14 protein-coding genes are annotated in these 14,917 nt (G+C 50.0%); 11 read left to right on the forward strand and 3 right to left on the reverse strand.

The window, feature by feature from the left end; translation table 11 throughout:
• Window positions 1–152: 152 nt before the first annotated feature.
• Complete coding sequence (gene ispH / locus ACIS_RS02260; RefSeq protein WP_081440557.1) at window positions 153–1,130, reverse strand: 4-hydroxy-3-methylbut-2-enyl diphosphate reductase; 978 nt, start codon at window positions 1,128–1,130, stop codon at window positions 153–155.
• A 234-nt stretch (window positions 1,131–1,364) separates the two neighbouring features.
• Window positions 1,365–2,465, reverse strand: a complete 1,101-nt coding sequence (carA, locus tag ACIS_RS02265) for a glutamine-hydrolyzing carbamoyl-phosphate synthase small subunit (protein WP_011114438.1) — start codon at window positions 2,463–2,465, stop codon at window positions 1,365–1,367.
• Between the two features lie 300 nt (window positions 2,466–2,765).
• Here carA and gpmI point away from each other — a divergent pair, with 300 nt between their 5' ends.
• Window positions 2,766–4,250, forward strand: a complete 1,485-nt coding sequence (gpmI, locus tag ACIS_RS02275; protein WP_012880616.1) for a 2,3-bisphosphoglycerate-independent phosphoglycerate mutase — start codon at window positions 2,766–2,768, stop codon at window positions 4,248–4,250.
• A 102-nt stretch (window positions 4,251–4,352) separates the two neighbouring features.
• Here gpmI and der read toward each other — a convergent pair whose 3' ends face one another.
• Window positions 4,353–5,669 (reverse strand): ribosome biogenesis GTPase Der, encoded by a 1,317-nt coding sequence (gene der / locus ACIS_RS02280; RefSeq protein WP_012880617.1) that lies wholly within the window; start codon window positions 5,667–5,669, stop codon window positions 4,353–4,355.
• Between the two features lie 320 nt (window positions 5,670–5,989).
• Between der and ACIS_RS02290 the strand changes: the two genes are divergently transcribed.
• The 10 genes from ACIS_RS02290 (at window position 5,990) to ACIS_RS02335 (ending at window position 14,780) form a co-directional block, all read left to right on the forward strand.
• On the forward strand, window positions 5,990–7,156 hold the full coding sequence (locus ACIS_RS02290; protein ID WP_012880618.1) for a PQQ-like beta-propeller repeat protein: 1,167 nt from the start codon (window positions 5,990–5,992) through the stop codon (window positions 7,154–7,156).
• Window positions 7,157–7,163: 7 nt separating this feature from the next.
• A complete protein-coding gene (gene lpdA / locus ACIS_RS02295; protein WP_012880619.1) occupies window positions 7,164–8,579 on the forward strand; it encodes a dihydrolipoyl dehydrogenase in 1,416 nt (471 codons plus the stop codon).
• Window positions 8,545–9,660: an efflux RND transporter periplasmic adaptor subunit gene (locus tag ACIS_RS02300; RefSeq protein ID WP_012880620.1), complete on the forward strand. Its 1,116-nt coding sequence runs from the start codon at window positions 8,545–8,547 to the stop codon at window positions 9,658–9,660. Before lpdA ends, ACIS_RS02300 begins: the two co-directional genes overlap by 35 nt.
• A gap of 83 nt (window positions 9,661–9,743) precedes the next feature.
• Window positions 9,744–9,995, forward strand: coding sequence for a translation initiation factor IF-1 (gene infA / locus ACIS_RS02305; protein ID WP_049756288.1), 252 nt, complete (start codon window positions 9,744–9,746; stop codon window positions 9,993–9,995).
• Window positions 9,989–10,579 carry a Maf family nucleotide pyrophosphatase gene (locus ACIS_RS02310; RefSeq protein WP_012880622.1) on the forward strand — a complete coding sequence of 197 codons (591 nt, stop codon included), beginning with the start codon at window positions 9,989–9,991 and terminating at the stop codon, window positions 10,577–10,579. Before infA ends, ACIS_RS02310 begins: the two co-directional genes overlap by 7 nt.
• Before the next feature lie 144 nt (window positions 10,580–10,723).
• The gene (gene rpsB / locus ACIS_RS02315; protein ID WP_041651446.1) at window positions 10,724–11,683 is read left to right on the forward strand and encodes a 30S ribosomal protein S2; all 960 of its coding nucleotides are present in this window, start codon (window positions 10,724–10,726) and stop codon (window positions 11,681–11,683) included.
• A gap of 36 nt (window positions 11,684–11,719) precedes the next feature.
• A complete protein-coding gene (gene tsf, locus ACIS_RS02320) occupies window positions 11,720–12,595 on the forward strand; it encodes a translation elongation factor Ts (protein WP_012880624.1) in 876 nt (291 codons plus the stop codon).
• Window positions 12,596–12,621: 26 nt separating this feature from the next.
• The gene (locus tag ACIS_RS02325) at window positions 12,622–12,975 is read left to right on the forward strand and encodes an Mth938-like domain-containing protein (RefSeq protein WP_012880625.1); all 354 of its coding nucleotides are present in this window, start codon (window positions 12,622–12,624) and stop codon (window positions 12,973–12,975) included.
• Between the two features lie 5 nt (window positions 12,976–12,980).
• Window positions 12,981–13,772, forward strand: coding sequence for a metal ABC transporter permease (locus ACIS_RS02330; RefSeq protein WP_012880626.1), 792 nt, complete (start codon window positions 12,981–12,983; stop codon window positions 13,770–13,772).
• Window positions 13,773–14,015: 243 nt separating this feature from the next.
• Window positions 14,016–14,780, forward strand: a complete 765-nt coding sequence (locus ACIS_RS02335) for a hypothetical protein (RefSeq protein WP_012880627.1) — start codon at window positions 14,016–14,018, stop codon at window positions 14,778–14,780.
• The last annotated feature ends 137 nt before the right edge of the window (window positions 14,781–14,917 follow it).

Genomic DNA, 14,917 nt, shown 5'->3' on the forward strand with positions numbered 1-14,917 from the left:
TAATCAAGTGCCAGCAGATACAAATCACGTATGAAAATCTAACTGTGGCTGCGGTACCATACAGTTGGGTGGGGGATTACAGGTTGCGAATGCGCGTGCAGGGTGCTGCCTGCGATAAGACATAAGGTGACACAAAATGCCTTGACGCTTGGCTAATCAAGCTCGGGCAGTTTGAAAGTGATATTTTCGCTGACCCCGTCCATGGTGCGCACCTTCAGGTTTGCGTGCAAGCCTAAATAGTCAATAACCTCCTGTACCAGAATTTCCGGGGCGGAAGCACCTGCAGTGATTCCAATTCTGCGTGCGCCAATCAACCACTCCAGATCTATGTTTCTGTATGAGTCTATGAGATAGGCCCTGGCATTTTGAGCCTTTGCCAAGTCTAACAGGCGATTAGAGTTGGAGCTGTTCTTGCTGCCTATCGCGAGCACAACATCCACCATTTGTGACATGGCCTTGACCGCTGTTTGTCTGTTCTGGGTTGCATAGCATATGTCGCGTAAGTCCGGCCCCACTATTCGGGGGAACCTGAGTTTTAGAGCACTGATTATCTCCGCGGTGTCATCCATGCTGAGCGTTGTCTGGGTTACGTATGCGAGCTTGGCTGCGCTGGGGATTTTAATACTCTGTACATCTTGAACGTTCTGTACAAGAACCACTGGGTTAGATACCTGCCCCATGCTGCCTTCCACTTCCCTGTGTCCCTTATGCCCCACTAGTATGACTTGATACCCGCTTTTGTCGTACCGCTGTATTTCCAGGTGTACCTTAGTGACCAGGGGGCAGGTTGCATCAACTACCGTGAGCCCCTTGCGCCTAGACTCCTCCTTGACCTGCTGAGATACACCATGTGCACTGAACACCAAAACCGCCCCCTCCGGCACTTCATGTAGTGCACTAACGAACTTTACACCCATTTTTTTGAAGCTGTTTACAACGTGGAGGTTGTGCACAATCTCGTGTAGCGCGTACACTTCTCTGGTTCCGGCGTACCTGCTAGCAACACTTTCAAGAGTGCGTACTGCCCTTTCTACGCCCGCACAGAACCCGCGCGGCCGAGCCAGAATTACTTCGACATTACCAAGCATAAAACCCCGACGAAAGAAGCCGCCACTGCGACTACGCAGCATGACCCCGCAATAGCCGCGGCACACGCTGTGGTTTTGTTGTACAGCCTACAATCGAGGCTGTCAAGCGTCCGGGGAGCCACACCGATAGTTGGCTCTAGAGGCGAATACGTGCACAGTTTAGCGTCCAAGGCGCGCGATTTCTTGCACGAATGCCATGTGGGCATTACTGGGTGCAGTGCGTTCGCAACTTATATGCCAGAACTGCAAGTGGCGCAGCGACCCGCGGTCTGAATATCACCATCTGTAGGCTCTAGCAAGGTTTACGAAATCTCTGAATATATAATGCGAGTCATGCGGACCGGGGTGCCCTTCTGGGTGATACTGCACAGAAAGTACCGGGCGATCTAGCAATTTCATGCCCTCTATTGTGCCATCGAACAATGATATATGGGTGACTTCTGCATTTTCTGGTAAAGTCTGCGCGTCTACGGCAAACCCATGGTTTTGGCTGGTTACCTCAACAGCCTTGGTTGCAACGTTGTATACCGGATGGTTGCTTCCCCGGTGGCCGTGCCGCATTTTGACGGTTTTTGCCCCTATGGCAATAGCTAGTAGTTGGTGTCCTAGACATATCCCGAGCATTGGTATTCCTTGCTGCAGTAGGACGCGCAACTGTTCTATTGTGTCAGTTGGGACGGCGTGAGGGTCACCAGGACCGTTGGAGATTACTATCCCCTGTGGGCGCAAATCCATAATTTGCGTCACGAAATCGTCCCTTGCCGCTACAACGTGTATAGCGCATCCAAGGGTAGATAACGTCTGCATTATTCCACGCTTTGCTCCTACATCTATGACACAGATCCTCAAACCGGTATGCGAAACCTGATGACTCTTTAAATGAGGGAGTTCAGTGGCTACAGTGGGCACTGTGGGCGCCATGGCAGCGCTTTTCAACTTCTGTAAATCTAGCAGATCCGGGTCGTCAAAGCAGTGTATTACCCCGTTTTGCGAACCGTGCTCACGCAAATGCAAGGTAAGTGCCCGGGTATCAACTCCCGATATTCCGCTAACTCCGCTGGCTTCCATCCAGGAGTTTAGGTCAGCCAATGAAGATACGTGAGACGCGTGGGACATTTCCCTGACTACTATCCCCCTTGCAAGTACATGCTCACATTCGAAATCTCTGCTATTGACGCCTACATTTCCTATATGCGGAAAGGAAAAAACCACTATCTGCCCGGCAAATGACGGGTCAGTTATGGTATATTGATAGCCAGTGAACCCTGTAGTGAAGCACACCTCACCTACGCAGTCTTGCCTTTTTCCCAGGGATGTACCGAAAAAGTGGCGACCATCCGACAGCACCAGCACTGCATCATGACGGCCATATATCATGGCTAGTAACGAAAACAAAAACCCCGGTATTGTAGTACAAAACCTGACAAAAGTTAACGGGTTATTTGTAGATTTTAATATGCATTTTCTGGTGTTATGTTCATATGGTACAACCACTGATGCGACACCCGGTTTATTCGTATATAGTTTGTACAGATGGCTACACCGTGCAGCAGGGGTAGGGGTGCGAAATTTTCAACTTAGAAGTTGCGGCGTTGGTGCGCAGACGATAGTTATTTGCTATGGCGCGTAAGGTATTGTAGAATTGGCCCTGTTTTTCTTTTAGCTCAAATAAAGTGTATGTCGGGCAGCGCGGTTGTACTCTGCATACTCGATGGATGGGGCAATGGTAACGGTGATGAGTGTGATGCCATACATGCTGCCCGCAAGCCTTTTTGGGAGTCTGTAGTTTCCGGATGTCCACGCAGCAGCTTGTCTGCCAGTGGTGAGGATGTGGGGCTTCCTGCAGCTCAGGTTGGGAATTCTGAAGTTGGGCACATAAGCCTCGGTGCTGGCAGGGTGGTGCTGCAAGATCTTCAGAGGATCAACGCGGAAATCGGCGAGATTCACAGCAATCCGTACCTACTGCAATTCGCTGAAGCGATCAAGAATGGGTGCGGGGTATGCCATATAATGGGTTTACTCTCCGATGGGGGGGTGCACGGATTGCAAGATCATATAACCAAGCTTGCACGGGTCCTTGCGGAACTACGCATCAAAGTTCTGATACACGCGTTCCTAGATGGGCGTGATGTTTCCCCTCGTTCGGCAAAAAAGCACGTGACGGCTTTGAACGACGCTGTGCACTCATATGACATCAGCATAGCGACTATAAGTGGTCGCTACTATGCCATGGACAGGGACCATAGGCTAGACAGGACCGAAAAGGCTTATGAGGCCATCGCTCTGGCGCGGGGGCCAAGGTATAGAGACGCCATGACCGCCATTGAGAGCAGTTACAGCGAAGGAATCTCTGATGAGTTTTTGGTACCGTCTGTTATCGGTGACTACCAGGGGTTTTCCCCGAAGGATGGAATATTGCTCACTAATTTTAGAAGCGACAGGATCGTGCAAATTTTGAGTATGATCCTGCACAGATCGCAGGAGGTTTCCAACATTCTCGGCATGGTCCGCTATTCGGAAAAAATTCAGGTGCCGTCCCTGTTCCCACCCAGGAATATATGCAACACTTTGGGGGAGGTTGTTTCTAAGTGCGGACTTAAGCAGCTCAGGATTGCGGAGACTGAAAAATACGCACATGTGACGTTCTTCTTCAGCGGAGGCAAAGAAGAACCATTTCCCGGGGAGGATAGAGTCATCATTCCCTCACCTCAGGTCAGTACTTACGATCTTCAGCCAGAGATGTCTGCATTCCCGATGACAGAAGTTTTGGTGGAGCGCATTGAATCCAGGCAATATTCCCTGATTGTGGTAAATTATGCCAATGCGGATATGGTAGGACATACTGGAAACCTCGAAGCCGTAAAGAAGGCGATATCTGTGATTGATGCGTGTTTGCAAATGGTGTTCAACGCCGCGAAGAAGGCTGGTGCAACTATGTTGATAACTGCTGATCACGGAAATGCCGAAAAAATGTTTGATATGCGTGGCACTCCGTTTACCGCGCACACATCTAACACGGTGCCCCTGGTGCTGTGTAATTGTGACAAGCGCTTTGGCCTCGTTGATGGCAGGTTGTGCGATGTTGCCCCGACGATTTTGGAGCTCATGGAGATAGCGAAACCAGACGAGATGACGGGAAGTTCCCTGCTGATGCCGGAATGATGGGCACGTAGGTGTGCCGGCTACACTACGGGTTGCAGTTGGCCAGGACTAACTGCATTTGTGTGGTTGGTAGTCCGGCGCCTTAGGGAGCTGCCAGGGTCCTCACTTGCCTGAATACGGGTTATGGCTCTTTCTTACGATAAGCCTGATTGGCACGCCCTGCATCGAAAAGTTTCTGATAAAGCTATTCTTGAGATACTGCAAATAGCTATCCTCAATATGTGTCGTATTTGCCGACACTACGAAAGTTGGCGGTAATGCAGACACTTGGGTTATATATTTCAATCTAACCTTTCTGTTGTTCTGCAGGTGAGGGGCGTGGTGCTCCAGCGCGACATTGAGCCATCTGTTGAGTTGTGCGGTGCTGATTCTACTGCTTGCAGACTTATGCAGCTCTATTGCCCTGTCCAGAACTTTGCTGCACCCGGTGCCTCGTAGCGCGGAAATTTTCATAATGGGTACGTCAAAATCCACCCTACTGTGCCGCCTTATCGCCTGCAATATCTCTTCTTCAACTGCCTTGTCATCTATTAGGTCTGACTTGTTTAAAACGACCACTATTCCTTTTCCTTCCCTGATGGCGGTATCAGCTATGAAAAGATCCTGTTGATTTATTCCGAGCGTAAAATCGACCATAAGCACAACAACACTAGACCTTGATATAGCATCCGTGGCCGATTTTATGGAAAGTTTTTCCATATTTTCTGTGACTTTCGCCCTTTTGCGGATTCCTGCAGTGTCAGTGAGTAGGAGCCTGACCCCTTTGTAGCAATATTCCGCGCTGATTGAATCACGAGTTGTGCCTGCGGTGCCATCGGTAATGACCCTTTTCTCTCCCAAAATACTGTTCATGAATGTCGACTTACCGACATTTGGCTGACCGATTATTGAGATTGTGATAGCCTTCTCACGAGTCTTTTGCCTATGTTCGCCCTCAAATAGGGGTGACATAACCTCATACAAGTCTGGCATGCCCAGGTTATGTTCGGCCGAGATGTACACGGGCCCTAAAAAGTCCAGATACTCCATATCATCTATAAGAGCACAGCTCTTGTTGCTTTCGCACTTGTTTACCACCAGGATGACCGGTTTCGATGTTCTTTTTCTAAGCCACTTTGCAAAGTCTGTATCTTCGGCATCTGTGCCCTTTTTGGCGTCTACAACGAATAGAACCACATCTGTGCATTCCAAGGCAAGCTCAACCTGCTCGGTGACCAGCGCTTGCATGCCGGTGCCGGCACCTACCCCGCCTGTGTCTATGGCAACAAACTGCAACCCGCAAAAGTTCGCCACACCTTCCTTTCTGTCTCTGGTGACGTGGGCAACATTGCTGACTATGGCTGACTTGCTCCTCACTAACCTGTTGAAAATAGTAGACTTACCCACGTTCGGGAGCCCGACTATAGCCACTTTTTGCATTATATAAGACCTATGGTGGAACCGCGTCCTTGGGGGATTATACTAACAATATCTAGAGTGCGCAGCACCTTAAATGGGGAGGGGAGTTGTACGCCGTGGTAACGTGCGCACACTAAGCTTGCACCAGCACTTTGCGCGACAGTGTGATGGTTATACCCAATTTATTGTTGTGTGGAAGATGCGCACATATGTGGCACGTAGGAAGTTTTCGTGTGGTGTTAAGCGGCGCTTAGGTGCGATATGGCAGTCAACAAATTGATTGATTTTTTGTACAAGTTGTCAGATCATGAACACGGTTCTTTATCATTTGTTGTGTTTGTATGCGGCTGCTAGCTGTTGTTTTGGTGTTTGTTTGCCTGTTACATGGTCGTGCGGTGTTGGCCGGTTCCGTAAAGCAGTTGGCCGTTTCCGAGCGAACTTGGGGTCTTTCCGCATCCTTTGTTGCACCTGAGACTGACCAGACGTTCTCTCGGGTGCGCAACTTTGTTGGCATCTACGATGCTGTGTTGCCGCCTGTTGTTGTGGATGACCTCCTCGTTGTTCTGGATGGGCGCGGTAGATTGGTTGCGCTTAGCGATGGGGATGCTGGTGGAATAGCGTGGCATGTAGACTTGGCGGAAGGTGCCGGCAATGTGTACTCTGGCAGCGTACTGTACTCTGATGGGACTTTGTTGTGTGCTGTTGATAATCTACTGTACGGTGTGGATCCCAAAGACGGGCGGATAAAATGGAAAAAGGCACTTCGCAACTCTTTGAGCGGGGATCTTGTCGCTCTGCACGATGGTAGGGCTGTTGCGGCTCTGGTTATAGACAATTACCTCTACGTCTTCAATGTGGCTGATGGTGGGTTGCTGTGGCACCACGAGGAGATTGGTGCCTCTGACATACGGGTGAGAGGTCCGCTGTCGGTTGCTTATTCTCGTAAGAAGCGCGCAGTCATTATGCTTTCGCCCGATGGTAGAGTGCTGTGCCTCGATGCTTACAGCGGGGATAAGGTTTGGGAAGCTAACCTTGAGAAAAGGGATTTAGGCGTGATCGGGCGCAGCGTGATCTCTCCGGTGGTGGTTGCGAGGGAGGTACTGTTGGTGGGCGATTCTGGAGTTTTGGAGAGCGTGGCGCTATCCTCGGGAAAAAAGTTGTGGTCTGCCGATGTGGAAGTGTATGACGTCCTTGGCGTGGAGAAGGTAGGCATCTTTGCCTTGACCAGAGACGGCGGGTTGGTCGCTTTTGATCCGGAAAGCAAAACACAACTGTGGACGCTTAATCTTGGCAAGATTGGGGGAAGCGGTAGGTGGAACTCCCCAGTGCTTGCTGGAGGCAAGTTATGGCTTCTGGGGAAAAATGGCCGGCTTCTTGGAGTAAATGCGCTTTCTGGCGCCGTTGAAGAATCGTACAAGATTCCCGGGTCTTTTGCCCGCTCTTTTGTGTTGTCAGAGGGTATGGCATACGCTTCTGCGGGGAAGCAAGGATTAATGGTGCTTTCGTAGGTGTCGTATGGGTGCATGTGATTACGACGTTGCTGTTATTGGTGCAGGGCCAGGTGGGTACAAATGCGCGCTCAAGGCTGCGAAGCTCGGCCTCAAGGTTGCAAGTATAGACAACAACTCGCTGCTTGGGGGCACCTGCCTCAGAGTTGGATGTATTCCATCAAAGGCCTTGCTGGACTATTCCTACAAATATCACGCGGTCAGGGATATTTTCAAGGATTTTGGGGTTACGGCCAGCAATGTAAAGTTTGACCTGCGCAAAATGTTTGAAGTGCGAGACAGGGAAATAAACGCACTTGGCTCTGGTATAGGCAGCCTGTTTTCTTCTGCTGGGATAGAGAGGCTGTGTGGGGCCGCAACTGTGACTCGCGCCATGGGTGATGGTTTTGAGATTGTTGTAAGGCGTGGAGGAGCGCCTACGGATGATAAACTATCTGCCAAGAATGTTGTGCTTGCCACGGGTTCCCTTCCAGCCTCTTTACGTGGCATCGACATTGATGAAGTCAGGATTTTGTCCTCTGATGGGGCGTTGGGCATGGACGTTCCGGGCAAACTGCTTGTCATAGGGGGTGGGGCCATAGGGCTCGAAATGTCTTCGGTGTGGAGCAGGCTGGGAGCGGAAGTTACTGTTGTTGAATATGCGGATTGCATCGCCCCGGGTTTTGATTCCGAAGTTAGCAAAGCGCTGTTGAGCCACTTGAAAAAACAGGGCATCAATTTTATGCTGTCACACAAAGTGGTTTCCGTGTCTGAGAAGAAAGGGGGCAAACTGGCTGTGAGCTGTGAATCCCTTTCTGGTGGTGCAGTATCAGCTGTAGAGGTTGACAAGGTTCTTGTGGCAGTGGGTCGTAGGCCAAATGTTGATGGGGCTGTTGCTATAGACGGATTGGTGCTGGACGATAGGGGTTTTGTCTCGGTAGATGGCAGATATGAGACCAGTATAAAGGGGATTTTTGCAATAGGAGATGTGATTGGTGGTGCGATGTTGGCTCACAAGGCTGAGGTTGAGGGACACGCGGTCGCCGAGCTTATTGCGGGTGGTACCTCGAGTGTGGACTACGGCGTTATTCCGGCGGTGATATACACGCACCCTGCAGTTGCCTCCGTTGGTCGGAGCGAGGACTACGTTAAGGATATTGGATATGACTATAAGGTGGGTAAGAGCAGCTTTGCTGCCAACGGGCGCGCGAGAGTTACTGGTGAGAGCGAGGGATTTGTTAAGGTCGTTTCGTGTAAGCGCACAGATACCATCCTTGGGGTGCACATTGTGGGCACTTATGCTGATACAATGATAAACGAGGCGGTTGTTGCTCTTGGCTATCGGGCTTCTTCCAGGGACATTTGCCACATATGTCACTCTCACCCAGATGTAAACGAGGTCTTTAGAGATGCGTGCGAAATTGCTTGCTTCAGGAAAGGTTAGCAGTGCGTTGCGCAACCTGCTGCAGGTGATTGTGCACCTCAAGTTGCGCTACAAGCTTTCAGGTTGTCTGCTGGTCGTGTGCGCTCTGTGGCTTCTAAGCGGGTTGGTTATACCTAGCGCGGCTGAGCACGATATTATTTCAGGTTTTCAAAAGCTGCCTGCGATCATAAGGGTCGAGAAACTGCGTGCAGAAGACAGAGAATTTGTGATGCATTTGACTGGGGAGGTTCATGCCTCAGAGTTTATGGACATTATGTCTGAGGTTAGTGGCAAGGTGGAGCGGGTAATTGCCAGGAGTGGCAGCAAAGTTGAAAGTGGGCAGGTTATCCTCGAGATTGAAGAATGCGGCAGGGTAGAGAGGCTGAGGCAAGCTGAGGCTTTGCTGAAGCAGAGGCAGCTTGAGCGCGACGCGTCAGAGTCCCTGAGCAGTACTGGCTATAGATCCGAAGCCCAAGACAACGCAGCACTGGTTGCGCTTATGGCGGCCGCTGCCGACTTGAAACATGCTCAGATAGAGCTGCGGAACACACGCATTAGAGCTCCGTTTTCGGGGATAATTGGCAAGATTGTTCCCCAAGCAGGAAGCTTTGTTAATAGTGGGCAGACCATTGCGCAGATCGCAAGTTTTGACCGCTTAAGAGTCGTCTCCCATGTTTCAGAAAAGAGTATATCGAAGCTGAAGCTTCATGGTCCTGCCGATGTTGTTTTGGGTAGCGGCGAGGTGTTGCGCGGCAGCATTGCTTTTGTAGGAAGAATTGCATCTCCTGGTACTAAGACGTACATGATTGAGGTCTTGGCCGACAATAAAAGCGGGGTCTTTGTGACTGAAGGGATGGCTGCTTCAGTCAGGGTTCCTATTGGCAAGTTCAAGACGCATAAAATTTCTTCTTCTTCCTTAAGTTTGGATGACACTGGCGCGGTCGGTGTCAAAGCTCTCGTCGATAACACGGTGCAATTTTTTGAGGTGGAGATAGTTGACGATTTGGGAGGTCAGCTCTGGGTTTCTGGTGTTCCTGATGATGTCAGCCTTATAGCGCGCGGTCACGAGTACGTAACGGTTGGCACAGAGGTTAATCTGTGACCTTAGGAAGGGGTTTTGAAACTAATTGCAATGGTGCTGTGTATATTTTACAATGTCGGCCATGTGATTTTTTCTGGTGTATGGTGAAAACTAAGGAGGGGGTAGTAAGGGTTGAGGGCGTGGTCACAAAGTTGCTCCGGGATGCCGTGTTTATTGTCAGATTGAGCGATGGTTGTGAGGTTATGGCACATGCTTCTGGTAGGATACGCAAGAGCAAAATACGTATCCTAATGCACGACCGCGTTATGGTTGAGGTGAGCTCTTATGGCATAAGCAAGGATGGCAGCATGGGTAAGGGACGGGTTGTTAGCAGGCTCAGGAACAGGGAATGCTGAAGATAGACGGCCTGGTGCTTGCTTCTTCTTCGAAGTACCGGCTGGCTCTGTTGGAGCAGATTGGTGTTGTGCCCGGCGAGGTTGTATCCCCCAACGTTGATGAAAGCCTACTTAGGGGGGAGTTGCCCAGACGGTATTGCATGCGCATGGCAAGGAGCAAAGCGGATACAGTGGCAGCCTTGAGGTCTGATAAATTCGTTCTTGGTGCAGATACAGTTGCCTATTGCGGCAAGAGAGTGCTCTCTAAGACTGAGAGTGAGGACTGCGCTGTGAGGTATCTTGAAATGCTCTCTGGTAGGAGACATCGAGTCTGTACTGCTGTGTGCCTGCGTTCTCCTGGTGGTATGGTGCACGAGAGAAGTGTTGTTAGCGTCGTCAAGTTTAAGAGTATGTCTAAGGGTGAGATAGAGTATTACATAAGCTCCGGGCAATGGAGAGGGAAAGCCGGGGGGTATGGCATACAGGGCCTTGCCGGGGCACTGATTTCTTGGATTCAGGGTTCGTACTCTTCCATAGCTGGATTACCATTGCATGAGACATATTGCCTTTTGGGCGGCTATTTCGATCTTAAACATATTCCTTGATAAAGGGCGGAGTGCCTGCTAGCATTGAGGGCCGGTGTTTTTCTGACGCTGGTGGCGTGCCATTTCGCACATAGCCGTACAATGGTCCCGTGTATGCGGGTTGGGCTATGGAGGTTTAACTGTTGTAGTAGTTTTGGAGTAGTGATGGGTAATCTGCCTGAATTTAGTATCCGCGATCTCGTTGAGGCTGGGGTACATCTTGGACACAAAGCTGGGCGCTGGAATCCGGCTATGGCTCCGTACATATATGGGGTGCACAAGTATAAAGACATTCACGTAATAGATCTAAGGAAAACTCTGGTGCTCCTGAGGGATGCTCTGTCTGTGCTTTACGATGTGGTGCTGAAAAGGGGTAGGGTGCTCTTTGTTGGTACTAAAGTTCAGGCTTCGAACATGATCGCCGAAGAGGCCACTCGGTGTGGTCAGTATTATGTAAACCACAGATGGCTTGGTGGAATGTTAACAAATTGGGAGACTGTTTCCTCTTCTATCAGGCGCTTGGTAGAGTTTGAAAAGCTGATAAGCAACAATGAGGGGCAATTTACAAAGAAGGAGCTTCTGATGCTTGATAAGCAGAGAGGTAAGTTGGAAAGATCGCTGGGTGGTATACGCGAGATGGGCGGGCTGCCACACGCTCTGTTTGTCATTGACACTAACAAGGAGCACATAGCCATTAGGGAAGCCAACAAGCTCAGGATTCCAGTAGTGGCCGTGCTTGATACGAACTCTGATCCTAGCGGTGTGGATTACCCCATTCCAGGGAACGATGACTCCGTGCGATCCATAGACTTTTTTTGTCGTGCTGTGTCGAAAACAATTCTGGAAGCCATACGCTCGGATTTGGCAGGCTCTGGGGTAAATGTTGCCGCTGCTAGAGCCGCTGCTGCCGGGGAAGGCGATGTTGCGGAGCCTAATGGTGGGGCAGCGGCTGCTGACCGTCCGTCTGCAGATGAAATGCTTGGTGCGGGTGAGATTGTTCCCGATACCGATTCTGGCGCACCCGAGAGTGCCGCATTGTTAAGCAATGAGCCAGGTGTTGACGTGTCTGCTGCGGATGGTGCATTGCCGGATCCTGAAGTTACCGATAATGCGGCTTCAGAATGACGCGTGTGCTCTCCTGTTAGTTATATGAGGTAGGTGATGAAAGTTGGTGTTGAAGCTATAAGGGAGCTGCGTCAGATTACGGGTGCGGGTCTGGGTGATTGCAAAGAGGCTCTGGAAACCTGCTCTGGTGACATGGAAAAGGCAAAGGTGTACCTGAGGGAGAAAGGGCTGTCCAAGGCTTATAAAAAGTCACACAGAGATGCGGCTGATGGGTTGGTTGCAGTGCGTGTTGAGGGTAATAAAGGGGCCATACTGAAGCTGGGTTCGGAGACCGATTTTGTCGCGCGTAATGAGAAATTCCGCTCCCTCGCTGCAGAACTTGTTAGCGGCCTACTCAAACACGGGGCGGAGGACCTTTCAGGCTTTTCTGCATCTTCTTACGATGGTGGATCTGGTGTAAGCGTTGCTGATGAAGTAGTGAATGCCGCTGCCGTTCTTGGTGAGCATATTGTCTTGAGCGGAATAGGCTTTTTAGAGCTCGACGGCTCTGGGGTTGTTGGAAGCTACATACATGGTGCTGTAGGTGAGGGTATTGGAAGAGCTGGTGCTCTAGTTGTCCTGGAAGCCACCACTGAGCAAACTGAGGCGTTGCTGGAGTTCGCTAGGCAGCTGGCTATGCACGTTGTTGCGGCTAAACCAGAGTCAATTTCTGTTGAGACCCTGAGCAGCGATCTTGTTGAGCGGGAAAGGGCGATAGTGGCGAAACAAGTGGAAGCGCTTGGTAAGCCGGAGTCTGTTGCAGGCAAAATAGTAGATGGGAGAATGCAAAAGTTTTTTGAAGACATGGTGCTGCTGGAACAGACGTTCATAATGGATGGTAGCACAAAAATTCGTGATCTTTTGCACAAGAAGGGCCAAGATTTAGGGTGTGAGGTGCGCATAGTTGCTTACAGACTGTTTTCAGTTGGCTAGAGTGTCTTCATCAAGGGGTTGCGGTTTTGTCTCCCTCAGTGAATGCCATAGATAGTTGCGATGGTGAGTGCTTTGTCATCCAGGGGGAGGTTTATCGTGGCCCTTCTGTGGTGTTTCCCCGCAGCGTTGTAGCGCTTCCGCATCAGCTGGAGCTTTCCGGTGGCGCTGAGGCTGTGCTTTCGTATGTACAGGGTGGCTTTAGAATGGTACCTATAGGGGTTGGTAGGGGTTTTGAGCGGTTTTCACGCGTCCTTTCCTCTCGTCTACAGCATTCAGGTGTTCGTTACGAAGTTATGTCTATGACTGCAGCTTGTGATACGTACAACGTTCTGCTACACGAAAGCGAGAACGTCTGCGCCATTCTGCTTTTTCCGCTGTAATTGCGATGTCCAATATTATCTTCGAAGATTTTTTTATTAACGGGATTCTTGCGATCCTGACTGCAAGCCTGATTACCGCACCGTTGGGCTCAGTTATGATCTGGAATAGGCTTTCTTACATGGGCGACAGCATAGCGCACTCATCACTTCTTGGAGTGGGGATTGCGCTTCTGTTAGAGGTGCACATGTCTCTTGGTGTATTTGTGGTTGCTATACTGCTTGCACTTATCATCTCCTTAGCTATGGACAGGATCCATGCTATAGACACCATTTTGAACATCATGACCAGTGTGGTTATGTCGCTGAGCATGATCTTACTATCGTTGGTACCATCGTCCGGTGAGCGTGTCATACATTCGCTGTTTGGCGATGTTCTTATGGTGGGTAAGAGCGACCTGTTTGAGATGGCGGTGATTGCTATAATCGGCATAGTTGTGCTTGTCTGGCGATGGCGGTATTGGGTGGCTGTTTCTGTAAGTCGTGATCTCTCACTATCTGCAGGTATTAGGGCGGGCCAGATAAAAACGGAAATTCTGGTGGTGTCCGCACTTGTGATTGTGCTGTTCTCGCGCTCAGTTGGGATACTGCTCATTACGTCGTTTTTGACGATACCAGCCTCAGGGGCTAAGTTGATTTCCAAAACTCCGGTGCAGATGGTTATCATTTCTGTCGTGATTTCCGCGGTGTCGGGCATTCTGGGATTGTTGTGTGCTGCGAAGTTTGACACGTTTCCAGGGCCAATGATCATCATCTCTTCCTTTGCTATGCTCCTACTGACACATCTTCTCAAGAAATAAAAGCTGTGGGATTTTCACTCCATGCCATGCTGGGGGTTGTGCTGGCGTTGCTTAATTGCCGAGCGAGGGGCTTGACTCGTCTCACGTGGAAGGCTACTTGACTGCTATCTTGCTGCACAAGAGCATAATTTAGTATTCTGCTTTTGGGAAACTTTGTTCTTGAACCTTAATGCCAGAACCAGTATGTCTTTTTGAAAAGCTATAACTGCTTTTGCTACATAAGTTACTGAGCGGGGTGTAAGGATGCTAGGATCTAGAAGGAGTGGCCTGATAACACAATGTGTGGTGACCACATGCACTGCCGCGCTAACCGCTGTGTTTTGTGCACAATATTTTTGCGCGCGTGAGGATAGTGAGACTATAAGCGAATGTGAAAGATTAAGGGCAGAGCTTGAAAACATTGCAGTGAAGCAATCCATAATGAAAAGCAGGATAGCTGACCATTTCTCTTTACTCTGCGTTTTGGATTCTATTGATACAAAAATTCCTGAGGGGTGGTTTCCGCCCGCAAATCATGGTACGTGTGTCACAGTTGGTGCGGCAGCATCTGCGGTTTGCAAAGTGGTTCTGGGTGTAGCCATAGGCTCCGCTCTCCTGCTATACGCGTTAAAGCAACTTTTCGGATTTGGTGTGCACACCGCTGGGATTAGCATCCCAGATCCCGTGGTTGCGGCTATTGTTGCCTCATTCATTGTTCTCAGTACTCTTGGGTGCTGCTCCACGGTTGTGGGTGAACGCGGCAATTCGAGAAAAAGGCAGGACCGCACGCTTCGAAAACTCACCCGTGCATACGAAAAAAGCCAGGTGCACTACGAAAGGATCGTTGACAGCACTGAGAGATATAACGCTCTCCCTGAAGATGTGAAGTATAACATAAGAACTTCCGAGTATCTATCAGCGCTTGTGAAGGAAAAGATAGTATCCGGTACCTTTACAGAAAAGTCTGCTAAGGAGATTAAGGAAAAAGCGGATGCGTGCTATGGGGAGGAAGTTTCCATTTGTGCCTGAGTTTTGTATGGTAGGTGGTTGTGGGGTAAGTGCATATTTTGGAACTATCTCGCTAGGCGGGTTATGCCCTATAGTCCCCACGCTCACACATCTTTAGCGCGATGCACCATTGTTCGGGGAGCGTTGGGCGGTCCGCA

Source organism: Anaplasma centrale str. Israel, assembly GCF_000024505.1.
Classification (GTDB): Bacteria; Pseudomonadota; Alphaproteobacteria; order Rickettsiales; family Anaplasmataceae; genus Anaplasma; species Anaplasma centrale.

Excerpts from the sequence above, each read along its gene's own strand:
- ispH (WP_081440557.1), bottom strand. The coding sequence starts at position 1,130 with ATGCTGCGTAGTCGCAGTGGCGGCTTCTTTCGTCGGGGTTTTATGCTT.
- carA (WP_011114438.1), bottom strand. The coding sequence starts at position 2,465 with ATGATATATGGCCGTCATGATGCAGTGCTGGTGCTGTCGGATGGTCGC.
- gpmI (WP_012880616.1), top strand. The coding sequence starts at position 2,766 with ATGTCGGGCAGCGCGGTTGTACTCTGCATACTCGATGGATGGGGCAAT.
- der (WP_012880617.1), bottom strand. The coding sequence starts at position 5,669 with ATGCAAAAAGTGGCTATAGTCGGGCTCCCGAACGTGGGTAAGTCTACT.
- ACIS_RS02290 (WP_012880618.1), top strand. The coding sequence starts at position 5,990 with ATGCGGCTGCTAGCTGTTGTTTTGGTGTTTGTTTGCCTGTTACATGGT.
- lpdA (WP_012880619.1), top strand. The coding sequence starts at position 7,164 with ATGGGTGCATGTGATTACGACGTTGCTGTTATTGGTGCAGGGCCAGGT.
- ACIS_RS02300 (WP_012880620.1), top strand. The coding sequence starts at position 8,545 with ATGCGTGCGAAATTGCTTGCTTCAGGAAAGGTTAGCAGTGCGTTGCGC.
- ACIS_RS02310 (WP_012880622.1), top strand. The coding sequence starts at position 9,989 with ATGCTGAAGATAGACGGCCTGGTGCTTGCTTCTTCTTCGAAGTACCGG.
- rpsB (WP_041651446.1), top strand. The coding sequence starts at position 10,724 with ATGGGTAATCTGCCTGAATTTAGTATCCGCGATCTCGTTGAGGCTGGG.
- tsf (WP_012880624.1), top strand. The coding sequence starts at position 11,720 with ATGAAAGTTGGTGTTGAAGCTATAAGGGAGCTGCGTCAGATTACGGGT.
- ACIS_RS02330 (WP_012880626.1), top strand. The coding sequence starts at position 12,981 with ATGTCCAATATTATCTTCGAAGATTTTTTTATTAACGGGATTCTTGCG.
- ACIS_RS02335 (WP_012880627.1), top strand. The coding sequence starts at position 14,016 with ATGCTAGGATCTAGAAGGAGTGGCCTGATAACACAATGTGTGGTGACC.